Below are 24,941 nucleotides of genomic sequence, written 5' to 3' on the forward strand. Positions count from 1 at the left end.
CTCCGAACGCCGTGGGCCTGCCGCGCTCGCGCAGGTGCACGGCGTATGGAGGCCTGCTCGCTTGCGAGTCCTGCCCGTTGCGGCGCCCACGCAGACGTGAATTGGTGCGGCCGACGGCCAGCACCTATGTCAGGCCTCAATGTCGCGATGCAACATCGCGGCCAAGGCTTTCATTTCGCGATCAGGGCATTCCGGTCCCGCCCCGGGAGACGCTTCCATTGACCACTCTGACGTCCGATTCCGCCGACAGCCTGTCGGCCTGGATCACGCTGCTACTGGCCTTCTCTTGCGGGCTGATCGTCGCCAACATCTATTATGCGCAGCCGCTGATCGGGCCGATCAGCGCTGATCTCGGCCTGAATCCGCAGCTGGCCGGACTGCTCGTGACCATGAGCCAGATCGGCTACGGCGCGGGCCTCCTGCTGGTCGTGCCGCTCGGCGACCTCATCGAAAACCGCAAGCTCGTCATCACCACCATCATCGTCGGCGCGGCCGCGCTGACGTGCGCCTCGCTAGCGACGAGCTCTGCGACGTTCCTGTTCTCGGCGCTGCTGATCGGCTTCGGCTCGGTCGCGGTGCAGATCCTGATCCCCTATGCCGGACATATGGCGCCGGAGGCGATCCGCGGCCGCACCGTCGGCAACGTCACCACGGGGCTGATGCTCGGCATCATGCTGGCACGTCCGGTCGCCAGCTTCGTCGCGGCCCATGCGTCCTGGCACGTGATCTACGCGGCGTCGGCTGCAGCCATGGTCGCCCTGGCCGTGGTGCTGCGCCTGACCCTGCCGCGGCGCGCGCCGCAGGCACGGCTGAGCTATGGCCAGCTGCTCGGGTCGATGGTCGAACTCTATCGCGACACGCCGGCGCTACGTCGCCGTGCGCTGTACCAGGCCGCCTTGTTCAGTTGCTTCAGCGTGTTCTGGACGACGTCACCGCTGCTGCTGGCGGGACCCGACTTCCGGATGTCGCAGACCGGTATTGCGCTGTTTGCGCTGGCCGGCGTGGCCAGCGCGATCATGGCGCCGATCGCAGGGCGGATCGCCGACCGCGGCTGGACCAGGCCGGCGACCATCGCCGCGATGCTGCTATGCGCCATCGGCTTCGCGCTGACGCTGGTCTTTCAGCCGGGCAGCAACTGGTCGCTGACCATGCTGGTCGCTGCCGCAATCGCGATCGATTGTGGCGCGCAGCTCAGCCTCATCCTCGGCTATCGCGTGCTGTTCGTGCTCGGTGCCGCGCAGCGCAGCCGGCTCAACGGCCTTTACATGACCACCTTCTTCGTCGCGGGCGCAGCCGGCTCCGGCATCGGCGCCTTTGCCTATGCGCATGGCGGCTGGACGCTTGCGGCCGTGCTCGGCACGGCCTTGCCGCTTGCCGCGCTCGCCTATCTGTTTAGCGAGGCGAGGTGATCAGAACGGGCTGCGCTTCAGCCCGGGCACCAGCGCCGCCAGCCGGTCCTTGATCCACGGCGCCGGCGGCAGCTTGCCGGTGGGCATCTCGATCGGCGCCGCTGCCTTGCGGCTCACGGCCAGCGTCAGCGTAGCCAGATAATGGTCGCGCGCCTCCTTCACGGCGCAATAAGCGCGGTGCTCCGGATCGGCTTCGCTGGCGACACGATCATTGGCGTTGATGACGAGGCGCTGTTTCGGTCGGCCGGTATAGTCCGGCACGTTGGTGTAGATGAACTCGTTCAGCGCCTCTGGGAAGAAGGTCTGCCCGGTCAACACCGTGGCGTCGTCGAGAATCACGCGGAAGTGGATGTGGGTGGCGCGTCCGGCATACCAGCCGGGATAGATGGTCTTGAAGCCGGCCCAGCCCGCGATGTCGGCCATCTGCGTGCCGCGCAGGAAGGTCTTGCCGCTCTCGTCCACCTTGTGATTGTCGCTCTGGCCCGGGAAGCCGGAATAGACGCCACGGGCGTCGCAATGCCAGATGTCGACCCGCGCTCCCGCCAGCGGCGTGCAGGATCCGGCCTCGATGATGCGCAGCCGCAACGCCAGCGGCACGCCCGGCCGGCTCTCGGCGATGTCGGCGCGGACCAGCTTGGGATCAAGATAATAGGGGCCGGCTTCTGATTGCGGCGTCGGGATGCAGGCCTCATCGGCGCTGCCCGACGCAGCAGGCGTCTCGGCGGCCCGCGATGGCGGGGATAGCAGCGCGGCGCTCGCCGAGAGAAGGCCGAGGACACCACGGCGTGTTGCGATCGTCAGAACAGCCTCCCGCAGACGCATGCAAGGGAGGCACAGTCGAGCAGCCGGGCATGGCAACAATCGGACGGCGGCGAGAGCAAGCCGCCGCGCGCCGCTCACACCTGCGTCAGCGGCTTCTCGCCATGCCGCTCGGAGAGCGTGAAGATTTCGACGCCGTCATCGGTGACGCCGACCGAATGCTCGAACTGCGCTGACAGCGACCGGTCCCGCGTCACGGCGGTCCAGCCGTCGGACAGAATCTTCACATGCGGCTTGCCGAGATTGATCATCGGTTCGATGGTGAAGAACATGCCGGGCTTGAGCAGCACGCCCTCGCCGGGGCGGCCGACATGGATGATGTTTGGCTCGTCATGGAACAGGCGGCCCAGACCATGGCCGCAGAAGTCGCGTACCACGCTCATGCCCTGCGGCTCGACGAAGCTCTGGATCGCATGCCCAATGTCACCGGTGGTGGCGCCGGGCTTCACCGCAGCGATGCCGCGCATCATCGATTCGTAGGTGACCTCGATCAGCCGCTCGGCTTTGCGCGAGATCGGACCGATCGCATACATCCGGCTCGAATCGCCGTACCAGCCATCGAAGATGAAGGTCACGTCGATGTTGATGATGTCGCCTTCCTTCAGCGGCCGGTCGTTCGGCATGCCGTGGCAGACCACATGATTGATCGACGTGCAGGTCGAGTAGCGGTAACCGCGATACATCAGCGTCGCCGGATAGGCGCCGTGACTGAAGGCGAAATCGCGGACGAAGTCGTCGATCCGTGAGGTGGGAATACCCGGCTTGACGATGTCGGTGAGCGCATCGAGGCACTTCGACACCAGCGCGCCGGCCTTGCGCATGCCGGCAAAGCCGCTCGCGCCATGCAGCTTGATTTGGCCGTTTTTGCGCGCAGCGGTGTCGGTGGCTTCGATATAGCTCATGGACCTGTTTCGTTCCCGGTATGTCGTCAGGTGATCGCCTAATTTAATGATCGTGCCGGCCTGTGCAAGTCGGGTGTACGGCCGGATCGGCGTGACCTAGCCGGTCGGGACCTCCACGGTGGTTTCCACCGGGAGTGCGCCGCCGCGAACGCGAAGCTCTCGCACCGGGTAGGGCACCCGGATTCCCTCGCGCTTGAACGCCTCCCACAGCGCCAGCATCACCTCGCTCTTGACGCTGTCCATGTAGCTGGGATCGGCGATCCAGCAGGTCAGCGAAAACTTCATGCCGGCCTCGGTGAACTCCGTCAGCAGGCAGCTCGGTGACTTGGACTTCAGCGTGCGCGGGGTCTCGTTGGCGATATCGATCGCGAGCTTGCAGACCACCCGCGGATCGGCATCGTAATTGGTGCCGAAATTCACTTTCACCAGCGTGTTCTTGTCGGTGTAGGTCCAGTTGGTGACCTTCTGGGTGACCAGGTCTTCATTCGGGATCAGGAACTCGCGGCCATCGCCGGCGGCAACCGAGATATAGCGCGTGTTCATGGCGCTGATCCGTCCTGAACTGTCCCCGATGGTGACGAGATCGCCCGGCTTCACCGATTTGTCGGCAAGCAGGATGATGCCGGCGACGAAATTCGCGACGATGCGCTGCAGGCCGAGACCGATACCGACACCGGCGGCACCGGAGAAGATCGCGAGTGCCGACAGGTTGATGCCGACCGCGCTGATCGCGATGGCGACGCCGAGAATCATCAGGCCCATGCGGACCATCTTGATCAGCAGCACCTGGATCGACGGTGTCAGGTCGGTCGAGCGCGTGATGCGGCTTTCGACGAAATTGCTGGCGACATTGGTCAGCCAGAGCACCCCGAGCAGCAGGACGCCGAGCTTGATCACCAGCAGCGGCGTCAGCCGGAGGCCACCGAGCACGACCGACACCGAATCGAGCGCGTCGACGACGTTGTCGAGCTGGCCGATGATGCTGAGCGCCGCCACGAGCCAGGCCGAGATCGACACGATCTGGACGATGAAGGTGTTGCGGATCACCGAGGTGATCAGGCGGATGACCAGCCAGGCCATCGCGAGCTTGAGCGCGACGGCCAGCAGATAGCTGCGGCTCGGCCAGGTCCACAGCACCATTCCGGTGCGGGCGATCCGCATCAAGATCACGAACACGACCGTGGTGACGCTCTCGAGCAGCACGCGCAGCAGCTGCCGCAGCGGGCCCGGCCAGCCCAATGCCAGCGAGGTCACGTCGATGCGTGCGCGCACCGCCGCGCTGGTCGCAAAGGCGATGCCCGCGCCGCTCAGCACCAGCCCGAGCTGGAGGTAGAACCAGGGCGAGGTCACCTCGGCGCCGATGGAGCGGGCGACGGTCTGCAGGAATTCGAGAACGTCTTTTAAGTCAAAGTCCATCGGCGGGTCTCGGAAATGAACGGAAGGGCAGGGACGCCCGGCGCTTAGGATTTAGCTCGTTTTCGTCACTGGCGATTGCCATGAAATATACCGCGAACCTGCACAAGGATGGAAAAATGGGCAAATCGCCGCGATATGAGCAAATCCGGTTGGCGTGCAAGTGTGGCGACGATAAGGATGTAAAAGTCGGATTCATCAACGTTTTTTCATGACATCACTCGACGCCGTCAGCATTGCCATCCTTCTTGGCGCGGTCCTGGTCATGGCCGGCATCCTGTCCAGCCTGCTGGCCCTGCGCTTCGGCGCGCCGCTGCTGCTTGTGTTCCTGGTGATCGGCATGCTGGCGGGTGATTCCGGCCCTGGTCATATCGAATTTCAGGACGTCCGTACCACTTATCTGGTCGGATCGGTCGCCCTCGCACTGATCCTGTTCGATGGCGGCTTGCGCACCCGCTTCCAGAGCATCCGCACCGTGCTGGCCCCGTCGATGGTGCTTGCCACCGTCGGTGTGCTGATGACGGCGTTCATCACGGCGCCGGTCGCCAAATATGCCCTGGACCTCGGCTGGACCGAGGCCCTGCTGGTCGGGGCCGTCATCGCGTCGACCGACGCGGCCGCCGTGTTCCTGCTGGTGCATGCACAAGGCCTGCGCCTGCGACCGCGCGTCGGCGCGACGCTGGAGGCGGAGTCCGGCAGCAACGATCCGTTCGCGGTCTTCCTCACCCTGATGCTGGTCGAGCTGATCTCGGTCGGCCACGGCTCGTTCGGGCATTTTCTGTTTGAACTCGTTCGTGAGGCCGTGCTCGGCACGTTGTTCGGCATCGTCGGCGGCCGCTTGGTCGTGATGGGGCTCAATCGGGTGGCGCTGCCGCAGGGCTTGCACGCGCCGTTCGTGACGACGGCCGCGCTGGTTATCTTCGGCATGGCGCAGATCGTCCATGGGTCCGGCTTTCTCGCGGTCTATCTCGCCGGCATCATCATCGGCAACCGACCGACGCGTGCGCATAATTCGGTGGTGACCTTCCTCGACGCCGCAACCTGGCTGGCCCAGATCGTGATGTTCGTGCTGCTCGGGCTTCTGGTGTCGCCGCAGCGGCTGCTCGACAGCCTGCTGCCGGCCATCGCGGTTGCCTTGATGCTGATGCTGGTGGCGCGGCCCGCCGCGGTGTTCTTTTGCCTTTATCCGTTTCGTTTCAATTGGCGCGAGAAGGCCTTCATCGCCTGGACCGGCCTGCGCGGCGCGGTCGCGATCTTCCTCGCCTCGATCCCGATGCTGGTCGGCCTGTCCAACGCCTATCTCTATTTCGATGTCGCGTTCGTCGTCGTGATCATCTCGCTGCTGGCGCAGGGCTGGACGCTCGCGGTGGCGGCGCGCAAGCTGCACGTGGCGCTGCCGCGCACCGATCGCGGCCCGCGCCGCATCGAGCTGGATCTGCCCGGCCAGCTCGAGCAGCAGCTGGTCGGCTACGCGATCCGCCCGAAGAGTCTGTATTTCCGCCGCGGCCTGATCCCGTCCTGGTCGAAGCCGACGCTGGTCATCCGCAACCAGCAGATCCTGTCGCCGGCCGAGGCCGAGCCGGTCGCGCCGGGCGACTATCTGTATCTGCTGGCTCCGCCCGAAAAGGCCGAGTCGCTCGACCGCTTCTTTGTCGACATGCCGCCGTCCTCGGCGCCCGATCCGCATCTGCTCGGCGACTTCATGGTCTCGGCCGAACACACGCTCGACGAGGTCGCCGGCATCTACGGGGTCAAGCTCGGCGAGGGCGAAGAGCGACTGACTCTGGCCGATTATTTCGACATCCATCTCGACAATGCCCCGAAAGAAGGGGCGACGGTCGCGCTCGACACCATCGTGCTGGTCGCCCGCTCGATCTCCGGCGGCCGCGTCAATGTCGTCGGCCTGCGCCTGCCGGAGGATGAGGAGCCAGTGCCGGTGCTGACGCGCAAGGAGCAAGTCAAGCGCAGGCTCGCCGATGTCTGGTCCTCGGTGGCGGGTGTGTGAGGGGGCGAGGCGCTGATCGCGCGGTCGGCCGGCCGGTCCGCCTCACTCCGCGGGCAGGACGGCGAGAGAGATCGCCGCCTGCGGCGCGCCGCTGAGCTGCAGCACGAAAGGCTGCGCGCCGAGCTCGTATTTCACGGTCTTGCGGATGCCGTCGCAATCGGTGGCGCCGCTGAAGGTGAGTGGCTTGAGGATCTTGCCGTCCTGCACGAGGTCGATCCAGGCAGGCGCCGACAGACTCACGGTGTAGACGCCCGCCTTCGGCGTGCCGCTGATGCGGATGGCGCCGGCGAACGTGCCGTCCTTCGGCGAGCGTTCCGGCGCGTTCGGCAGCTTGGCGTCAGCGAGCGGGCGCAAGGTCAGCAACAGGCCGGCAGCGGGCACCGCTGCGAGGTCCACGCCGGACTCGAGCTTCTGGCGGTCGGCCGCCGTCAATGCGGCGCGCTCGCGCGCGATGTCCCATTTGAACTTGTCGCAGCCGCTCGGCTCGGCCGCGAAACTGGCATGACTGACGATGAGCGCGAGGAGAGAGGCGGTCGCGGAGAGGCGGAACCGGATCATGACGGACTCGTCCAAAATAGGTCGTGCAGCGAGACAGCCGCACGTCACATCGTTGCCTGGCGGGGACCGTCATCCCGATTGCGAACATCACGCTTACGGCGTGATGCATTCAGTCTAGCGGATCGGCGTGCGCCGCCGCGACTCTCTTCTGCGCGTCTCGCGGCTCAATTCTTGGCGTCCGGCGCATGCAGCACCGCGCGGCAGCTCGGTGGCAGTTGCGCCATGGTGATCGGCTGCGGCGGCTTGGGCGGCTCCTTCGGCGGCGGTGGATGCAGCACCGCATCCGAGAACCAATAATCGAGCTCGTTGCAGCCGTCGCCGCCCTCCTGATCGGTCTGGCCGTGGCAGTCGGGATTGCCCGGCGGACAGACCATCCGGATGTGGAAGTGGTAGTCGTGGCCCCACCACGGCCGCACCTTGGTCAGCCAGCCGCGATCGCCCTTGGCGTCGCGGCACAGCGCCTTCTTGATGGCGGCATTGACGAAGATGCGCTGCACCGACGGCTCCTGCGCGGCGGCGCGGATCACGGCCAGATGGCCCCGGGTGAACACCCGCGGATCGACGTCGAGCCGGTCCTCTCGCACCATCATCACCGCCGACATCTCCTCGCGCTCATTGCGCGACAGCCGGTGCTCGGGCATCGGTGTCAGCCAGATGTCGGCGTCGAGCCCGATCTGGTGGCTCGCATGGCCGCTCAGCGCCGGCCCGCCGCGCGGTTGCCCGATATCGCCGACAAGGATCCCGGGCCAGCCGGCATCCTTGTGCGCGCGGGCAGCCAGGCGCTTGAGCAGCGCGATCATCAGAGGGTGACCGAAATTGCGGTTGCGGGACAGCCGCATCACTTGCCAGCCCTCGCCGTTGATCGGCATTCGCTCGGCACCGGCGATGCAGCCCCGATTATAGGTGCCGATCACCTTGGTCGGTTGGGCCGACGGCAACAGCTTGCGGGCGAACAACTCCTTGGCCGGCGTGGTGGGATCGTCGGGGTGGACCAGGGGTGGAAGCGCCTTCGGCTCCACGGTCCCCTTGTCTTGGGCATGAGTCGGCGTGGCTGCGGTGAGTGCGGCTGAACTCATGATGGCAACCAGAATCAGGCGGACATGCATGGCGCCAGTCTAGCGGCTGCTGTCCCCCAGGAAAGGTCAGGCGAGCGCCAGGACCTCGCTGCCTTTGCCCGCTGACTGATCGTGCGATTTACCGTCCCGTAACCCTGCTCTTGAATTGGAGGAACCCGCCGAACAAGGCTCAATTACCTGAGTTTGTTCAGTAGATGGGCGTCGTCCTGGTGCGGCTCACACGGAATGCGTGTCTTTTGTGTTCTCCGGCAACCGCGCGCACTTACCCTCGGTTGTAGAACAGCTCTTGGTTGATAGCTCTCCGAGTTATCATCTCTCGCTATACGAGAGTGTGCGATTGGTTACACGTAACTGGCGGCTGCGGCCTTCTGCATCGAGATACCATTTTTTCAGACACTTGGCCGAAGACTGCCCGCCGAGAAGGAGAGTGAGGCACGCGATGCGGCCCGTTCGGCCAATTAAGCCCAAGAAGCTCAATCGCGTGCCCCGTGCTCGTGATGCGATCCGCCCGGTCAAGCCAACCCCGAAGCTGGCACAGCACAACCTGGGGACGACTGCCGTCATCGATGAGGTCGCCGGCAGACGTGCCGAGGCGGAAGCCGCGATCGCCGAGGCGGAGAAGGCCCACGACCGGCTGATCGAGGCGATCGACATTCTCCCCGAAGGGATCGTGTTCCTCGATTCCGAGGGGCGCTACATCCTCTGGAACAAGAAATACGCCGAGATCTACAATCGCAGTTCGGATCTCTTCAAGCCCGGTGCCCGGCTGCAGGACACGATCCGGATCGGCGTGGCGCGTGGCGACTATCCGGAAGCCGTCGGTCGCGAGGATGAATGGATCGCCGAGCGCCTCGAGAAGCTGTTTCGACCGAAGGGCCGGCACGAACAGAGGCTTGCGGATGGCCGCACGATCCTGATCGATGAGCGTCTCACCAGCGACGGCGGCATCGTCGGGCTGCGGGTCGACATCACCGAGCTGAAGCAGCGGGAGGAATCATTCCGGCTGCTGTTCGACGGCAATCCGGTGCCGATGATCGTATGCGCCAGGAGTGATGGCCGCGTGCTCGGCGTCAACGAGGCGGCCGCCCAGCATTACGGCTACAGCCGGGCAGCATTCGAGCAGCTCAACATCCGCAATCTGCAGGCCTATGAGAGCGAACCGCCCTGGGCGGCGGAGCATTCCGGCGACGAGCAGGCGGCCCGGACCTGGAAGCATGTTCGTGCCGACGGCGCCCTGATCGACCTTGCGATCTACTCGCGCCATCTGGTTCACAACGAACAGCCTGCCGTGCTGCTGGCGCTGATGGACATCACCGAGCGCAAGCGCGCCGAGGCGCGGCTGGCCTTCCTGGCGCAGCATGATGCGCTGACGGGCCTTCCGAGCCGAAACCTGCTGCGTCAGAAGATCGAGGACAAGCTCGGGCAGATGCGGCGCGGTTCCGAGAAGATGGCGGTGCTGGTGCTCGGGCTCGACAATTTCAAATCGATCAATGACACGCTGGGTCATGCGGCCGGCGACCGCCTGCTGCGCGGGTCGGCAAGCGGCTGCGCTCCATCCTGCGCCAGGAAGACGTTGTCGCGCGCTTGAATTCGGACGAGTTCGCCATCGTCCATAGCGGGTTGGCCCGGCCGGAGGATGCAGCCCAGCTTTGCCGCCGGCTGCTGCAGGCGATCGCCGATCCCTATCTGATCGACGGCAGCTCCGTGACCATCGGGGCGACCGTCGGCATCGCGATGGCGCCGAACGACGGTGACGACGCAGAGAAGCTGCTGAAGAACGCCGACATGGCGCTGTCGCGCGCCAAGACCGAGACGCGCGGCAGCTTCAGCTATTTCGAGACCGGAATGGATGCGCGCGCGCAAAGCCGGCGCAAGATCGAGATCGAGCTGCGGGACGCCATCCAGCATGATGTGCTGCAGCCCTATTACCAGCCGTTGATCGACCTCTCGACCGGGCGCATCACCGGCTTCGAGGCCTTGGTGCGCTGGCCGCATCCGGAGCGCGGCATGATCCCGCCGTCCGAGTTCATCCCGGTCGCCGAGGACACCGGCCTGATCTCCGCGCTCGGTCGCGTCATGTTGCGCCGCGCCTGCAACGATGCCGCGAACTGGCCGGACGAGGTCCGGGTCGCGGTCAACATGTCGCCGCTGCAGTTCCGCGTTGGCAACGTGCTGTCATTGGTCATGGACGTGCTGAAGCAGTCGGGTCTGCCGCCGAGCCGCCTCGAGCTCGAGATCACCGAGACGCTGGTGCTCGAAAAGAGCGGCCAGGTGTTGGCGACGCTGCATGCGCTGCGCGCGCTCGGGGTGCGCATCTCGATGGATGATTTTGGGACCGGCTATTCCAGCCTGAGCTATCTGCGCAGCTTCCCCTTCGACAAGATCAAGGTCGATCAGTCGTTCATCCGCGATCTCGCCGCCAACCGTGAGGCGCAGGCGATCGTCCGTTCCATCGTCAGCCTCGGCAAGGGGCTTGGCGTGACCATCACGGCCGAGGGCGTCGAGACCGAGGCGGAGCTGCGCTGTCTGCGCGCCGAAGGCTGCCATGAGGGACAGGGCTATTTGTTCAGCCGTCCCAGGCCGAATGCCGAGATCGTCGGCCTGCTTGAGGCGCAATCGGCGGCCGACCGCCGGGTGATGGTGGCCTGAGGCCCGCCAGGCGATCGGTTGACGATCGGTCGCCAGCAGGCGAGCGGCATGCGACATGAAAGAAAGAGCCCCGCTGCGACCGATCCGCAACGGAGCTCTTTCGTAGTTGCACGGGTCTCGGGGCCCCGCAGGCCGTCAGGCGGCGCTGCGCAGGCCAGCCAGGAACGTGTCGACGCTTCTGAACAACTCGTCGGCTTGTTTCCCGAGATCGCGCGTTGCGGCCATCACGCCGTCGGCCAACCGGCGCGACTGCTCGGCGGCATCGCTGGCGCCGACCACGTTCTGCGACACGTCCGCCGTACCTGTCGCCACCTGCTGGACGCTGCGCGCGATCTCGCGCGTGGCCGAGCCCTGTTGCTCGACTGCGGCTGCGATGGTCGCGGCAATGCCGCTGATCTCCTGGATCGTGGTGCTGATGCCGCCGATGGCGGTGACGCAGTCGGACGTGGCCGCCTGGATCGAGGTGACCTGGCCGGCGATTTCCTCGGTCGCCTTCGCCGTCTGTCCGGCCAGCTCCTTGACCTCGGCGGCTACGACGGCGAAGCCGCGGCCGGCTTCCCCGGCGCGCGCCGCCTCGATCGTGGCGTTGAGCGCCAGCAGGTTGGTCTGGCTCGCGATCGCATCGATCAGGCGCAGCACATCGCCGATCTTCTCGGCGGCGGCAGCGAGGCTGCCGACCATCTCGGTGGTCTGCCGCGCCTTGATCACGGCGGCATCGGCCACCTTGCTCGAATGCGTCACCTGGCGGCCGATCTCGCTGACCGACGATGCGAGCTCCTCGGAGGCGGCCGCCACGGTCGACACGCCGCTGGATGCTTCCTCGGAGGCGGCGGCCGCCGCCGCGGCGCGTTGCGAGGTGCCGTTGACGCTGGCGGTGATCTCGTTGACGACGCGCTCCATGTCTGCGGTCGCCTTGGCCACAGTGGACACCACGCCCTTGACGTCGGCCTCGAACCGGTCGGCCATCTGCCGCTGCAGCGCCTGCTTCTCCTGCTCGGCGCGCTGCTGCGTCGCCTGCTGCGCCTCGCGCAATGCATTGGTTTCGATCATGTTGCGACGGAAGACGTCGACGGCCTGGGCCATGGTGCCGAGTTCATCCTTGCGCTGCCCGCCAGGAATCGCGACCTCGGTGTCGCCGCTCGACAGCCGGTGCATGACGGCTGTGATTTCCACCAGCGGACGCGAGATGCCGCGCGCCACGAACAGCGCGACCATGACGGCGAGCAGCAGGATGACGATGGTGCCGATGATCAGCTGGTGTTGCGCGCCGGCGGCTGCGGCCTCATAGGCGGTAGTGTCCTTGATCAGTTCGAGCACGGCGATCGGATCGCCGGCATAGTTCCTGATCTGGCCGACATAGACCGCAGCCGGCCGGCCTGACAGGATCCCGTCCCGCTGCAGCGGCCCGCCCTTGAACACCGCGAGCACCTCCTCGGGCGTGGCGACGACATCGTCGCCGAAGGTCGAGGACAGCCGCTTCGGCTGGCCGCTATCGATCCAATAGACGGCGAGATCGATGCCGAAGCGCTGCTTGGCGCGATCGACGAACTCCTTGCCGAAGGCCGCGCCGACATCGACGGTGGCGATGGCCTTGCCGTCCCGCATGATCGGTGTCATGCCGAAAATGCCAAGCGACACCCGGCTCTGCTCGACGCCGGCGATCTGCCGCCCGGTCTGGTTGGCCTGCACCACGGTCAGCCGCCGCTTGGAGGTGTCGTCGCCGAACAATTTCGGCTCATGCACGCGATAGAAATTGGTGGCGGGCGGTGCCCACACATTGACCAGCGGAATGCCTTGCGCCTTCAGCGAGGTCATCGCGCCGCCGAGCAACGCGCCCAGCGCGTCGCGGTCGCCCTTAAGGTAGGCGTCGGCGACCGGCGGCAGCGCGGCCAGGGTCGCGCTCACCGCGAGCGCAGCGCGGCCTTCGTAATCGATGCCGGCGGTCACACTGTCGAACTGTAGCTTGAGCTGCTGCTCCAGCGCGAGGCGGGTCAGAGCGCGCTGCTGGACGACGGAGAAGGTGCCGAGCACGGCACAGGCAATGGCCACGGTGAGCGACAGGGCAATGATGAGACGGGCGGAGATCGACCGAAGGCGGGACATTGGGGCATTCCTTGCTACGCCGCAAAGCGTCCCAAAATACCATTAAGGAACAGATACCGTAGATTTACGGGAACTCGGATTTGTCAGTGAAACTCGCGTAGATCGCCTCATGAGTGTGCATCCTCTGGCTGACGCTACAAAGTAATTCTTCTCATGATTGAGGTCGACGTCGACGCACAGACCTCGATGACCGGGACGGGCGCACTCGGAACAATGCGTCAAAGCGTTATCGTCGGAGCCGCTGGAGCAGCCGCGCGTGCGAAGCTGCGAGACGCGTTGACGGAACAGCGCGCCGGAACAGCGCGCCGCGGCCTCGGCCTCAGCTATCGACCTTGAGCGCGGCGATGAAGGCTTCCTGCGGGATGTCGACCTTGCCGAACTGCCGCATCTTCTTCTTGCCTTCCTTCTGCTTCTCCAGAAGCTTCCGTTTGCGGGTGATGTCGCCGCCATAGCACTTCGCGGTGACGTCCTTGCGCAATGCCCGCACGGTCTCGCGCGCGATCACCTTGCCGCCGATCGCCGCCTGGATCGGGATCTGAAACATGTGCGGCGGGATCAGGTCCTTCATCTTCTCGACCATGGCGCGGCCGCGGCCTTCCGCACGCGTCCGGTGCACCAGCATCGACAGCGCATCGACCGGCTCGTTGTTGACGAGGATCTGCATCTTCACGAGGTCGGCCGGCTTGTAGTCGGTGAGATGATAGTCGAACGAGGCGTAGCCCTTGGACACGGACTTCAGCCGGTCGTAGAAGTCGAACACCACCTCGTTCAGCGGCAGGTCGTATTTGACCATCGCGCGAGAGCCGACATAGGTCAGCTCGTTCTGATTGCCGCGGCGATCCTGGCACAGCTTGAGCACGCTGCCGAGATATTCGTCCGGCGTCAGGATCGTCGCCTCGATCCACGGCTCCTGGATCTCGGCGATCTTGACCACGTCGGGCATGTCGACCGGGTTGTGGATCTCGATCTCCTGGCCGTCGGTCAGCTTCATCTTGTAGATGACGCTTGGCGCTGTGGCGATCAGGTTGAGGTCGAACTCGCGGGACAGCCGCTCCTGGATAATCTCCAGGTGCAGGAGACCGAGGAAGCCGCAGCGGAAGCCGAAGCCGAGTGCGGCCGAGGTCTCCATCTCGAACGAGAAGCTGGCGTCGTTGAGCCTGAGCTTGCCCATCGCCGCGCGCAGCGTTTCGAAATCGTCGGCGTCGACCGGGAACAGGCCGCAGAACACCACCGGGATCGCCGGCTTGAAGCCCGGCAGCATGTCCGAGACCGGTTTGCGGTCGTCGGTGATGGTGTCGCCGACGCGGGTGTCGGCGACTTCCTTGATCGCCGCGGTGATGAAGCCGACCTCGCCGGGACCGAGCTCGTCGACCTGCTGCATCTTCGGGGTGAAGAAGCCGACGCGCTCGACGTCATAGGCCGCGCCGGTGCCCATCATGCGGATGCGCTGGCCTTTCTTCATCACGCCGTCGACGATGCGCACCAGCACGACGACGCCGAGATAGACGTCGTACCAGCTGTCGACCAGGAGCGCCTTCAGGGTCGCCTCGCGGTCGCCCTTCGGCGGCGGCAGCCGGGTGACGATGGCTTCCAGCACGTCGGGAATGCCGAGGCCGGTCTTGGCCGAGATCATGACAGCATCGGAGGCGTCGATGCCGATCACGTCCTCGATCTGCTGCTTGATCTTTTCCGGCTCGGCCGCGGGCAGATCGATCTTGTTGAGGACCGGGACGATCTCGTGATTGTTGTCGAGCGCCTGGTAGACGTTGGCGAGGGTCTGTGCCTCGACGCCCTGGCTGGCGTCGACCACCAGCAGCGAGCCCTCGCAAGCCGCCAGCGACCGCGACACTTCGTAGGCGAAGTCGACGTGGCCGGGCGTGTCCATCAGGTTGAAGATGTAATCCTTGCCGTCCTTGGCGCGGTACTGCAGGCGCACGGTCTGCGCCTTGATCGTGATGCCGCGCTCGCGCTCGATGTCCATCGAATCGAGCACCTGCTCCTTGCCCGCCATCTCGCGGTCCGACAGGCCGCCGGTCATCTGGATCAGGCGGTCGGCAAGCGTGGACTTTCCATGGTCGATATGGGCGACGATGGAGAAGTTGCGGATGTTGGGAATGGGGACGGTCGTCATGGGTCGCGCAGATAGCATCCCGAGCCCCCAACCAGCAACCATATTGCTGAATTTCCAGGGCCTTTCTTCACGCCAAGCTGATTCCCCGGGCGCCGAAAACAGGCTACCGAGGGCGGATGTCGAGTACCTCTCTTCCGCCTCTGACGGCGCGCCTGCGCGGCCGTTTCGGACCGCAGCGCTTCGCCGCCTGGCTGGTGGCGCGCGCCACCGTGCCGGCAAGCTCGGTCTGGGTCGTGATCTGCTTCGCCGTCGTCCACGCCGTGCTGTGGACGGCGATCCTGACCAATCTGAAGGCGGCTCAGGACATCCATATGGATGTCGCCGAGGCCTATGCCTGGGGCAGCCGCTTCCTGCTGGGCTATGGCAAGCATCCGCCGCTGTCGGGCTGGATCGCGGGCCTGTGGTTCATGGTGTTTCCGGTCAAGGACTGGGCGACCTACGCGCTGGCGATGGCGATGGCCAGCAGCGGGCTTGTCGTCGTCTGGTTCGCAAGCCTGAAAGTGGTCGACCGGCGCCGGGCGTTCTTCGTCCTGGTGATGGTCGCACTGTACCCGATCTTCAATTTCAAGGGTTTCAAATACAATGCCGACCTGGTCCAGCTGCTGACCTTGCCGCTGGTGGTGCTGGCCTATCTCCACGCCTTCGAGAAGCGCAGCGTCGCCTCCGGTGTCTGGCTCGGTCTCGCCGGTGCCGCCGCGATGATGACCAAATATTGGGTGCTGACGATGATCGGCGCGATCGGGCTCGCGGCGCTGCTGCATCCGGACCGGTTGCGCTTTCTGGCCTCGCCCGCCCCCTGGGTCGCCATCGCCACGATGCTGGTTGCGATGATTCCGCATCTGGTCTGGCTGTGGCAGGTCGATTTCGTCCCGCTCACTTATGCCGGCGACGTCTATTCACTGTCGGATCGCGGCCGTGCCGCCGGGCTGGTGCTCGGCTATGTCGGTCATAATGCGGCGTTGCTGGCCTTGCCGATCGCGCTGGCCGCGGCGGTGCTTGCCTGGCCGCCGCGCGTCGCGCTCCACAATTGGCGGCGTGGTCCTCATCCCGGTGTGAATGTGAGCCAGGCAATCAATGTCTGGCTGGTGCAGGCGATCGTTGCCATCGGGCCGCCGCTCGGCGGCCTCGCCTTCACGATCTATATGAAAACCGATTGGGGCATCTCGCTGTTCTTCCTGGTGCCGCTGGCCCTGGTCGCGATCCCCGCGCTGCGGCTGCGATCGGTCATGCTGCCGCGACTCGCCGCCGTCTGGCTGGTGCTCTCGCTGCTCACCTTGCTCGCCTCGCCCTGGATTGCCCAGCGCGAGATGGCCGCCAATCCGAATGGCGCCACCGGCTACGGCGCCCGTTCGGAGCTGGCGCGGGAGCTGACCAAGGCCTGGCATGCCCGGTTCGGCTCGCCTTGGCCGCTGGTAGCCGGCTTTTCCGAGATGAACACGCCGATGACGTTCTACAGCCAGGATCACCCGCGGCCGTTCACGGTGCCCTACACGGCGGAGGAGACCTGGAGCTCCGGCCTGAGCACGCTGGAGGACCTGAAGCACGAGGGCTTCATCGGCATCTGCGACACCACCGACAACCGGATCGCGGCCTGCGAGGCCTGGATGGCCAAGGAGGCGCCCAAGGCCGAGCCTCTGGTCATGACGACCCAGCGCTTCTTCCACGGCCAAGCGGGTCCTGCAATCGTTTGGAAGGTGTATATTCAGGGGCCGGGAGCATAGCTCAGCTGTCGTCCCGGCCCAGCTCCCCTGCGCGCGAGGCCTCTCGATCACCGGAGCAGGGTGTCGAGCTGGCGGATCAACTCTCCGACCCGGCCTCCCCCGGGCGGTGGACCAGGATAACGTCTGAGGACGTCCACGACCTCCTGGGAAGCAAGAAGCCGTGCTCGTGCGAGGTAGTCAGCGCCGACGGCGGGAACGTCTTCGGCCGAGATTTCGAAAGCGCGTGCCGCGTGGCCAGCAGCTCCGAGAATGTGCTTGACCTGGGAAGGGTTGGGGAGGGGATGAAGGAAGCCCGCGCCCGCCGCGGCGAGCGCTGCGCGAGCAGCCTCATAGGCCGCGCGTAACCCCTCATCGCGGGCCTCAATTGCCGCCCGCTGCGCCGCCCACGCGCTGTCCCGGAGGATTTGGTCCGGTTCCCACCGCTCGCGAAGCTTCGGGCGGCCTGGATTGCGGCTCGTGCACGACAATCATCCGCTCGGTCGCGTTCGAAGATCGCCAGCGTGGGAAGGGCACATACGGCCGCGTATTCAGCCACGGCCCGCAGGTCTGCCTCGCTCAGCCGAATGGAGCTATTGGACATGCCATCCGGACCGTGTCGCTAGGCGAGGATAGGCGCAGTTTTGGGGCGAACGCCCCATCGTCGCAGCGAAGCGAGTTTCGGGAGCCCCTCACACGCCTTCTTCGTGGAACTTGTCGTTCACCAGGTCGGTGATCGCCTGCAGCGCCGCCTCGGCCTCGGGGCCAGTCGCGGACACCAGGATCTTGGTCCCGGGTGCCGCCGCCAGCATCATCAGGCCCATGATCGAGCGGCCGCCGACGGTCTCGCCGCCGCGCGTGACCCAGACCTCGGCCTGGAAGCGCTCGACCGTCTGCACGAACTTCGCTGAGGCCCGCGCATGCAGGCCGCGCTTGTTGGTGATCAGGAGCTCCCGCGACAAAGCGCCAGCGGGCACGGCCGGCCCGGCGATATTGTCCTGCGGCGCGTCCTCGTCGCTCATTTGCCGGCAAGCACCCGGCTGGCGATGGTCACGTATTTCCGCCCGGCCTCCTGGGCCATGGCGATCGCGTCGGGCAGCGAGCGTTCCTCGCGCACCTTGGCCAGCTTGACAAGCATGGGCAGGTTGATGCCCGCGAGCACTTCGACCTTGGGCCGGCTCATGCATGAGATGGCGAGGTTCGACGGCGTGCCGCCGAACATGTCGGTGAGGATGGCGACACCGTCGCCGGTATCCACGCGGTTCACGGCTTCGATGATGTCGCTGCGACAGAGATCGGAATCATCGTCGGCGCCAATCGTGACCGCTTCGATTTGTTTTTGAGGACCCATCACGTGTTCGAGCGCCGCTCGGAACTCGTCGGCGAGGCGCCCATGGGTCACCAGTACCAGGCCAATCATCGGTTACTCCTCGCGGGCGCCTTGGGTGCACCGCACGAACGCGCCACTTTGACCATCCGGAGCCCCCGCGCAAGAGGGCATATTCGCGATTCTCCCGGAGACATGCATAGCGGCGGGGAGGTTGGCGACGGTCTATCGGGTCGCGATAGTGGGGCTGATATGGTTACCAATTCGCTTCACACAATTGGCCGAAAGATTACCGGGTCATGAACTCTCGGTCGTGAGGAGGACAGCTACAACCAATGGGAGGGGTGAATGCCCCACCCCCACGGGAATTCGCGGCAATTCGATACCGTTTTCGTTCAGACGCAGGGCAGATCGCGGTGGAAGCCGCTCCGCGTCCTCTGCCATCAGATCGACGACAAGGCCGATCCGTGCCTCGGACACGAAGTCGCAGCGGCGGATTCCGAGCCCGCGAATCTCGATCAGCCCAGCCAAAGCGGGCGCCGGGCGGGCCCACATTTCTCCGTCACGTGTGGCGAGATGAACACGGTCGTCCCCGACCAGGACGGCCGGCGGGATCTGTCCGGTGCGGCCGGCCAGAATCAGATCGAACGCCAGCCGGGACTTGCCGGAGCCTGAGGGGCCGCGGATCAGCACCGCGCGTTCGCCGATCTTGACGGCGGACGCGTGCACCGTGGCCGGGGCGAAGGTCACGACGCCGGCAGTCGGACGATGAAGCGGGCGCCGGCCACGGTCGGATTGCCGTCGGCATCCACCGGGCCAGGGCGGTTCTCGGCCCAGATCCGCCCGCCGTGGGCGTCGATGATCTGCTTGGAGATCGAGAGGCCGAGGCCGGAATTCTGGCCGAAGCCCTGATGCGGCCGGTCGGTGTAGAAGCGCTCGAAGATGCGCTGCAGGGCATCCTCGCGGATGCCGGGGCCGTCATCGTCGACCAGGATCTCGATTTCGGAGCGCACCCGCCGGCAGGTGATGCGCACCTTGCCGCCTGCGGTCGAGAACGACTGGGCATTCGACAGCAGGTTGGAGATCACCTGTCCGAGCCGCGAATCATGCCCGGGCACCGAGAAGGTGTCATTGGTGCCGCGGCCTTCGAACCGAACCTCGACGGCGACGTCGGTGCCGAGCTTGGTCTCGTTGGCGACCGAGGTCAGTGTCGTCAGCAGCCGGCGCAAATCGACCAGGGTCATGTCCTGGCGCTGCAGCTCGGCGTCCAGCCGGCTGGCGTCGGAAATGTCGGAGATCAGCCGGTCGAGCCGCTTGACGTCGTGCTCGATGACCGCGAGCAGCCGGCCGCGGCTGTTGTCGTTGCGCGCCAGCGGCAGCGTCTCCACGGCCGAGCGCAACGAGGTCAGCGGGTTCTTGAGCTCGTGAGCGACGTCGGCGGCGAACATCTCGATCGCCTCGATGCGGTTGTAGAGCGCGTCGGTCATGTCGCGGAGCGCCCCGGACAGATGGCCGATCTCGTCGCGGCGGCGGGTGAAATCGGGGATTTCGACGCGGGTCTTGATGCGGCGCCGGACCCGTTCGGCGCTGTCGGCCAGCCGCCGCACGGGGCCGGCGATGGTGCTGGCGAGCAGCAGCGACAACACGATCATGACCGCGGAGGCGACGCCGCCCACTTTCAGGATCGCGAGGCGTTCGGCGGTGACCATCTGGTCGATGTCGTCGCCCTGGGTGGACAGCATCAGCGCGCCATGGATGGTGCGCGAGCGCTGCACCGAGACGGCGACCGAGACGATCACCTCGCCGCGCGAATTGACCCGCACCATGCTGCGCTTCTGCCCCTTCAGCGCATCCGCCACTTCCTCGTAGCCATTGCCGTTCTCGGGGCCGTATTCGCGATACAGCGGCAGGTCGCCGCGATTGAGCCAGGTGCGCACCGAGATCAAGGCGCGTTCGACCAGGCCGGGCTTTTCGCTCGACGGCGGCGGCAGGTCGAAGCGCAGCACGTTCTCGAGATTGCGGCTGTCGAGCAGCAGGCCGCCATTGGGGTCGTAAATGCGTGCGCGCGTCTTGGTCGGCGAAATCAGCGTGCGCAGCACCGGCGCGACGCGCTCGGGATTGATCGGGAAATCGAGCGGCGAATACTCCTCAGGGGCGCCGTAGCTCTCGCCGGGCTTGAGGTCGAGCAGGCGCTCGGGATCAATGGTGATCGTATTGGTCTGCACCGTCGCGGAGGCTGCGATCGCGCCGGCGATGATCTCGGCCTGGACCAGCAGGCTCTGCGCCCGCGCGTCGATCAGGCCTGCACGGAACTGCGACAGATACAGAATGCTCGCCACCAGCGCGAGCAGGCCGGCAATGTTGAGCGAGACGATGCGGCGGGTGAGGCTGGAAAACGACAGTGCGAACAGGAACTGCCCGGCGCGGCGCAGCCAGCTGGCCGGCCGCTGCCAGCCGGAGACATGCGGCGTCTCGTCGGCCGCGCCTTCAGCGACGTCCGAAACGATGGACGGCGGGGTGGCGTCAGCGTTCTGGCCGGGGTCAGGATGCGTTCGATCGAGCAATGTGAGCGCTCCGACTCCATAGTTCGCGACGGAAGTTCGCAAAGCATCTGCTACGGGCTCCCTTGCGACCTTCGGCTGCAAAGGAACACTCGAAATCCATCAATTTCGGCGAAACGCTTCCGGCCGTTCCGACGGCAATGGCGCCGGAAAACGGATCGAAAGCGGCTTCACTCAAACCAGAAACCCAGCCCATCGTGCTTGCACTGGCGCCGGTCGCAATATCTTAAACCATCGCGTTGGCGGCGTCAGCGAAGAAGTGTCCTGACGCCGCAGACCGGCGGCCTCAGGTTTCCTTGAAGCGATAGCCGACGCCGTAGAGGGTCTCGATCATCTCGAACTCCTCGTCGACCATCTTGAACTTCTTGCGCAGCCGCTTGATGTGGCTGTCGATGGTGCGGTCGTCGACATAGACCTGGTCGTCATAGGCCGCGTCCATCAGGGCGTTGCGGCTCTTGACGACGCCCGGACGCTGCGCCAGCGCCTGCAGGATCAGGAACTCGGTCACGGTCAGCGTGACCGGCTCGTTCTTCCAGGTGCAGGTGTGACGCTCCGGATCCATGCGCAACAGGCCGCGATCGAGCGCCTTGGCGTCGTTCTCCTTCGGCAAGGCCGTCGGATCCTTCGGCTGGGAGCGCCGCAGCACGGCCTTGACCCGCTCAACCAGGAGTCGCTGTGAGAACGGTTTGCGGATGAAGTCGTCGGCGCCCATCTTGAGGCCGAACAACTCGTCGATCTCCTCGTCCTTGGAGGTGAGGAAGATCACCGGCAGGTCGGATTTCTGCCGCAGCCGCCGCAACGTCTCCATGCCGTCCATGCGGGGCATCTTGATGTCAAGGATGGCAAGGTCGGGCTGGCTGGTCCGGAAGCCGTCGAGCGCCGACGCACCATCGGTGTACGTCATGATGCGATAGCCTTCGGCCTCGAGCGCGATGGAGACTGATGTCAGAATGTTGCGGTCGTCATCGACCAAGGCGATTGTGGGCATGAGCCTGCTTTCAGAGTCTGGTTAGCCGAGACAGCGAAGAATCCAGCTAAGGGCCGCATATATGGGCTTCGAACATGGTCAACGAGCAATGCAAGCTAGGCTGAAGTGTGACCGAGTTCCACAAATAGCATGGCAAAGTTTTGTGCCCAGCCCTTGTTTGTGGCCCGTTTAGCCGAAAAAAGGCCTTCATTGCAACCGGATGAACGAGGGAAAGACCATGCAGCCGAGCTTTAACCCTAACCTCGTGACGCATTCTTTGCTACGGCGAAGCCGGCAGGGCGCGCTCGCGACGCTCATGATGGGCTCAGGCGATCCCTATTGCTCGCTGGTGAACGTCGCCACCGCGCCTGACGGTGCCCCGGTCATCCTGATCTCGCGCCTGGCCGTGCACACGAAGAATGTTCTGACTGATTCTCGCGTGTCGCTGATGCTGGATGAGCGCGCGCCCGGCGATCCTCTCGAAGGGGCGCGAATCATGCTGTCCGGAAAAGCCGAACAGGCGACTGCGGTGACTCGCGAGATGCTGCGGCGTCGGTATCTCAATGCGCATCCTTCCGCAGCAGATTACGCAGATTTTGCGGACTTCTCGTTCTTCGTCATTCGTCCGTCGGGCACGCATCTCGTCGCCGGCTTCGGCCGCATCGTTGATCTGAAGCCTGAGCAGTTTCTGACCGACATATCCGATGCAACCGAACTAATTGCAGCGGAGCAGGGCGCGGTCGATCACATGAATGAGGACCATCGCGACGCGCTGGGCCTCTACGCGACGAAGCTGCTTGGGGCGGAAGCGGCCGAGTGGCGCTGCAGCGGCTGTGATCCCGACGGGCTCGATCTGATGGCGGCGGGCCGGACGTTGCGGCTGCAGTTTCCGGAGCGGGTCACCTCGCCGGGAGCCCTGCGCAAGATGCTCGTGCGGCTCGCCGAAGAGGCACGGGCGAAGGTGTGAGATGTCCTCGTTGTAGCGTCAGCGACGAAACGCTTTGCGGTTCCAAGCGCTGCGGACGTGGCCGCCGGCGCGGGCGGTCCCGCCGAAATTTTGCTCGACCGGACTCCAACCTGAGCGACGCTGCCGGTCGGGGAGGCTTGCGTAGGTTTCCCTAAAGAGCGGCGGGCTCAGGACCCCAGCGAAGGGCTCGCAGGGGCCTTTGAGCGGCCGCCCATGACCGGCCGTCATGCAAATCTTGACGCCATCCTTGCGGTTGCCTCGCAGTCGCTCCCACCAAATCGGCACCTGTGTTGCGCCGTGCGCCGCCCGGGCATGTGCAGCCTGTCCCCCTCCCCCGCACGCCGGTCGCCGGAAGGCATTTTGCCGCGCGGGGAGGTGGCCGGGCCTAATCGATGAACGGTCTTCGCTCGCTCACGCAAATGCTTCGCTTCGGGGCGGATCTGCGCCGCGCACGAAAGCGAAGTGCGCGAACGACTGCTGCGTCGCAGCATGACCGTCAAGTGTGCGCGACGCTGCCGACGGAATATGCATCACATGGCAAATGATGAGCTACGCCAATCAGCTCGGCGCAATAACCAATTCGTTCGGATCGTCTTGGCAAGACCGGCGTTGATCAGTATTAGGTCGGCGACCGCGCTTTGGTAAGGCGATGTAAACGGTAAGGTCACCGCGCACTGCGCCACGAATTTCGCGCGCAACAGATGCGGGCTCTCAGGAGGGATTTTCGTGCAAGAGACGGGTATTCGCAACGGCACCTACGGTGCCGACAAATTCGGCTTAAAAAATCTCAAGCAGGTGCATTGGAATCTCGGCGCGCCCCAGCTCTATCAATATTCGCTGGCGGCTGGAGAGGCCGTGTTGTCTGCGAACGGCGCGCTGTGCGCGGATACTGGCGAATTCACGGGCCGCAGTCCGAAGGACAAGTTCACCGTGCGGGACGCCTCCACCGAGAAGATGTGGTGGGCCGGCAATCAGTCGATCACGGCGGAGCAGTTCGAAGCGCTGTACCAGGACTTCCTCAAGCACGCCGAGGGCAAGACCCTGTTCGCGCAGGATCTCTATGGCGGCGCCGATCCGACCTTCCGCATCAAGACGCGCGTCTTCACTGAGCTCGCCTGGCACTCGCTGTTCATCCGCACGCTTCTGATCCGCCCCGAGACGGTCGAGCTCGACACGTTCGTGCCGGAGCTGACGATCATCGACATGCCGAGCTTCCGCGCCGATCCGAAGCGTCATGGCGTGCGCTCGCAGAACGTTGTCGCAATCGATTTCGCCCGCAAGATCGTCCTGATCGGCGGCTCCTACTACGCCGGTGAGATGAAGAAGAGCGTGTTCACGACGCTCAACTACTATCTGCCCGAGCGCGGCGTGATGCCGATGCACTGCTCGGCCAATGTCGGACCGAAGGGCGATACGGCAATCTTCTTCGGCCTCTCCGGCACCGGCAAGACCACGCTGTCGGCCGACCCGAACCGCACTCTGATCGGCGACGACGAGCATGGCTGGGGTCCGTCCGGCGTGTTCAATTTCGAGGGCGGCTGCTACGCCAAATGTATCAAGCTCTCGCAGGAGGCCGAGCCGCAGATCTTCGCCGCCTCGAACCGCTTCGGCGCCGTGCTCGAGAATGTGGTGCTCGACGAAGACAGCCGCGCTCCCGATTTTGACGACGGCTCCAAGACCGAGAATACCCGCTCGGCCTATCCGCTCGACTACATCCCCAACGCCTCGCGCACTGGCCGCGCGCCGCATCCGAAGAATGTCGTGATGCTCGCCGCGGATGCCTTTGGCGTGCTGCCGCCGATCGCGAAATTGTCGCCGGCGCAGGCGATGTATCACTTCCTGTCCGGCTACACGGCGAAGGTCGCCGGCACCGAGCGCGGCCTTGGCAACGAGCCGCAGCCGGAGTTCTCGACCTGCTTCGGTTCGCCGTTCCTGCCGCTCGATCCCTCCGTCTACGGCAACATGCTGCGGCAGCTGATCGCCGAGCACAATGTCGATTGCTGGCTGGTCAACACCGGCTGGACCGGCGGCAAGTATGGCACCGGCTCGCGCATGCCGATCAAGGTCACGCGCGCGCTGCTGACCGCCGCGCTCGACGGCTCCCTGCGCAATGTCGAGTTCCGGACCGACAGATATTTCGGCTTCGCGGTGCCGACCGCGCTGCCCGGCGTGCCGAGCGAGATCCTCGATCCGGTCAACACCTGGGCCGACAAGGCCGAGTTCGACAAGACCGCGCGGGCGCTGGTCGGCATGTTCCAGAAGAACTTCGCCAAGTTCGAGGCCCAGGTCGACGCCGACGTCCGCGCCGCGGCGCCGGACATCAAATTGGCCGCGGAATAGGGCTGCTGCGCTTTCCC

17 protein-coding genes and 1 pseudogene are annotated in these 24,941 nt (G+C 65.3%); 6 read left to right on the forward strand and 12 right to left on the reverse strand.

Going from position 1 to position 24,941, the window contains the following annotated elements; all coding sequences use genetic code 11:
• Nucleotides 1-218 precede the first annotated feature (218 nt).
• A complete protein-coding gene (locus tag ACVIJ6_RS13710; protein ID WP_456773104.1) occupies nucleotides 219-1,409 on the forward strand; it encodes an MFS transporter in 1,191 nt (396 codons plus the stop codon).
• Here the strand turns inward: ACVIJ6_RS13710 and ACVIJ6_RS13715 are convergent, their stop codons facing one another.
• The 3 genes from ACVIJ6_RS13715 to ACVIJ6_RS13725 form a co-directional block, all read right to left on the reverse strand.
• Entirely contained in the window at nucleotides 1,410-2,210 is an 801-nt protein-coding gene (locus ACVIJ6_RS13715) for an intradiol ring-cleavage dioxygenase (protein ID WP_456776979.1), read from the reverse strand.
• 95 nt (nucleotides 2,211-2,305) lie between these two features.
• Nucleotides 2,306-3,130 carry a type I methionyl aminopeptidase gene (gene map, locus ACVIJ6_RS13720; protein ID WP_456773105.1) on the reverse strand — a complete coding sequence of 275 codons (825 nt, stop codon included), beginning with the start codon at nucleotides 3,128-3,130 and terminating at the stop codon, nucleotides 2,306-2,308.
• A 96-nt stretch (nucleotides 3,131-3,226) separates the two neighbouring features.
• Nucleotides 3,227-4,546, reverse strand: coding sequence for a mechanosensitive ion channel family protein (locus ACVIJ6_RS13725; protein ID WP_456773106.1), 1,320 nt, complete (start codon nucleotides 4,544-4,546; stop codon nucleotides 3,227-3,229).
• A gap of 208 nt (nucleotides 4,547-4,754) precedes the next feature.
• Between ACVIJ6_RS13725 and ACVIJ6_RS13730 the strand changes: the two genes are divergently transcribed.
• On the forward strand, nucleotides 4,755-6,548 hold the full coding sequence (locus tag ACVIJ6_RS13730; RefSeq protein WP_456773107.1) for a potassium/proton antiporter: 1,794 nt from the start codon (nucleotides 4,755-4,757) through the stop codon (nucleotides 6,546-6,548).
• Nucleotides 6,549-6,590: 42 nt separating this feature from the next.
• Here the strand turns inward: ACVIJ6_RS13730 and ACVIJ6_RS13735 are convergent, their stop codons facing one another.
• Together ACVIJ6_RS13735 and mepA are read right to left on the reverse strand one after the other, a co-directional pair.
• On the reverse strand, nucleotides 6,591-7,106 hold the full coding sequence (locus ACVIJ6_RS13735; RefSeq protein ID WP_456773108.1) for a hypothetical protein: 516 nt from the start codon (nucleotides 7,104-7,106) through the stop codon (nucleotides 6,591-6,593).
• Between the two features lie 164 nt (nucleotides 7,107-7,270).
• On the reverse strand, nucleotides 7,271-8,212 hold the full coding sequence (gene mepA, locus ACVIJ6_RS13740; RefSeq protein WP_456773109.1) for a penicillin-insensitive murein endopeptidase: 942 nt from the start codon (nucleotides 8,210-8,212) through the stop codon (nucleotides 7,271-7,273).
• A gap of 409 nt (nucleotides 8,213-8,621) precedes the next feature.
• On the opposite strand from mepA, the pseudogene ACVIJ6_RS13745 reads away from it, so the two are divergent.
• Nucleotides 8,622-10,831: pseudogene (locus ACVIJ6_RS13745) on the forward strand (putative bifunctional diguanylate cyclase/phosphodiesterase).
• A gap of 135 nt (nucleotides 10,832-10,966) precedes the next feature.
• Here ACVIJ6_RS13745 and ACVIJ6_RS13750 read toward each other — a convergent pair.
• Nucleotides 10,967-12,934: a methyl-accepting chemotaxis protein gene (locus ACVIJ6_RS13750; protein ID WP_456773110.1), complete on the reverse strand. Its 1,968-nt coding sequence runs from the start codon at nucleotides 12,932-12,934 to the stop codon at nucleotides 10,967-10,969.
• 319 nt (nucleotides 12,935-13,253) lie between these two features.
• Nucleotides 13,254-15,065 carry a translation elongation factor 4 gene (gene lepA, locus ACVIJ6_RS13755; protein ID WP_456773111.1) on the reverse strand — a complete coding sequence of 604 codons (1,812 nt, stop codon included), beginning with the start codon at nucleotides 15,063-15,065 and terminating at the stop codon, nucleotides 13,254-13,256.
• A 116-nt stretch (nucleotides 15,066-15,181) separates the two neighbouring features.
• On the opposite strand from lepA, the gene ACVIJ6_RS13760 reads away from it, so the two are divergent.
• On the forward strand, nucleotides 15,182-16,786 hold the full coding sequence (locus ACVIJ6_RS13760; protein WP_456773112.1) for a glycosyltransferase family 39 protein: 1,605 nt from the start codon (nucleotides 15,182-15,184) through the stop codon (nucleotides 16,784-16,786).
• 668 nt (nucleotides 16,787-17,454) lie between these two features.
• Here ACVIJ6_RS13760 and ACVIJ6_RS13765 read toward each other — a convergent pair.
• The 5 genes from ACVIJ6_RS13765 to ACVIJ6_RS13785 form a co-directional block, all read right to left on the reverse strand.
• Nucleotides 17,455-17,784: an HPr family phosphocarrier protein gene (locus tag ACVIJ6_RS13765; RefSeq protein WP_012047136.1), complete on the reverse strand. Its 330-nt coding sequence runs from the start codon at nucleotides 17,782-17,784 to the stop codon at nucleotides 17,455-17,457.
• A complete protein-coding gene (locus ACVIJ6_RS13770; protein ID WP_006611446.1) occupies nucleotides 17,781-18,182 on the reverse strand; it encodes a PTS sugar transporter subunit IIA in 402 nt (133 codons plus the stop codon). Before ACVIJ6_RS13770 ends, ACVIJ6_RS13765 begins: the two co-directional genes overlap by 4 nt.
• Before the next feature lie 204 nt (nucleotides 18,183-18,386).
• Nucleotides 18,387-18,839, reverse strand: coding sequence for an HPr kinase/phosphorylase (locus ACVIJ6_RS13775; protein ID WP_456773113.1), 453 nt, complete (start codon nucleotides 18,837-18,839; stop codon nucleotides 18,387-18,389).
• Nucleotides 18,836-20,653, reverse strand: coding sequence for a stimulus-sensing domain-containing protein (locus tag ACVIJ6_RS13780; protein WP_456773114.1), 1,818 nt, complete (start codon nucleotides 20,651-20,653; stop codon nucleotides 18,836-18,838). Before ACVIJ6_RS13780 ends, ACVIJ6_RS13775 begins: the two co-directional genes overlap by 4 nt.
• A 283-nt stretch (nucleotides 20,654-20,936) precedes the next feature.
• Nucleotides 20,937-21,638, reverse strand: a complete 702-nt coding sequence (locus tag ACVIJ6_RS13785; RefSeq protein WP_006611449.1) for a response regulator transcription factor — start codon at nucleotides 21,636-21,638, stop codon at nucleotides 20,937-20,939.
• Nucleotides 21,639-21,855: 217 nt separating this feature from the next.
• Here ACVIJ6_RS13785 and ACVIJ6_RS13790 point away from each other — a divergent pair, with 217 nt between their 5' ends.
• Both ACVIJ6_RS13790 and ACVIJ6_RS13795 read left to right on the forward strand, forming a co-directional pair.
• Complete coding sequence (locus ACVIJ6_RS13790) at nucleotides 21,856-22,584, forward strand: HugZ family pyridoxamine 5'-phosphate oxidase (protein ID WP_456773115.1); 729 nt, start codon at nucleotides 21,856-21,858, stop codon at nucleotides 22,582-22,584.
• A gap of 726 nt (nucleotides 22,585-23,310) precedes the next feature.
• Nucleotides 23,311-24,924: a phosphoenolpyruvate carboxykinase gene (locus ACVIJ6_RS13795; RefSeq protein WP_456773116.1), complete on the forward strand. Its 1,614-nt coding sequence runs from the start codon at nucleotides 23,311-23,313 to the stop codon at nucleotides 24,922-24,924.
• The last annotated feature ends 17 nt before the right edge of the window (nucleotides 24,925-24,941 follow it).

The organism is Bradyrhizobium sp. USDA 4369 (genome assembly GCF_054056435.1).

Bases quoted from the DNA above. Each gene is read 5' to 3' on its own strand.
- ACVIJ6_RS13735 (WP_456773108.1), bottom strand. From the start codon at position 7,106: ATGATCCGGTTCCGCCTCTCCGCGACCGCCTCTCTCCTCGCGCTCATC.
- ACVIJ6_RS13770 (WP_006611446.1), bottom strand. From the start codon at position 18,182: ATGATTGGCCTGGTACTGGTGACCCATGGGCGCCTCGCCGACGAGTTC.
- lepA (WP_456773111.1), bottom strand. From the start codon at position 15,065: ATGACGACCGTCCCCATTCCCAACATCCGCAACTTCTCCATCGTCGCC.
- map (WP_456773105.1), bottom strand. From the start codon at position 3,130: ATGAGCTATATCGAAGCCACCGACACCGCTGCGCGCAAAAACGGCCAA.
- ACVIJ6_RS13760 (WP_456773112.1), top strand. From the start codon at position 15,182: ATGTCGAGTACCTCTCTTCCGCCTCTGACGGCGCGCCTGCGCGGCCGT.
- ACVIJ6_RS13750 (WP_456773110.1), bottom strand. From the start codon at position 12,934: ATGTCCCGCCTTCGGTCGATCTCCGCCCGTCTCATCATTGCCCTGTCG.
- mepA (WP_456773109.1), bottom strand. From the start codon at position 8,212: ATGCATGTCCGCCTGATTCTGGTTGCCATCATGAGTTCAGCCGCACTC.
- ACVIJ6_RS13785 (WP_006611449.1), bottom strand. From the start codon at position 21,638: ATGCCCACAATCGCCTTGGTCGATGACGACCGCAACATTCTGACATCA.
- ACVIJ6_RS13765 (WP_012047136.1), bottom strand. From the start codon at position 17,784: ATGAGCGACGAGGACGCGCCGCAGGACAATATCGCCGGGCCGGCCGTG.
- ACVIJ6_RS13730 (WP_456773107.1), top strand. From the start codon at position 4,755: ATGACATCACTCGACGCCGTCAGCATTGCCATCCTTCTTGGCGCGGTC.
- ACVIJ6_RS13725 (WP_456773106.1), bottom strand. From the start codon at position 4,546: ATGGACTTTGACTTAAAAGACGTTCTCGAATTCCTGCAGACCGTCGCC.
- ACVIJ6_RS13790 (WP_456773115.1), top strand. From the start codon at position 21,856: ATGCAGCCGAGCTTTAACCCTAACCTCGTGACGCATTCTTTGCTACGG.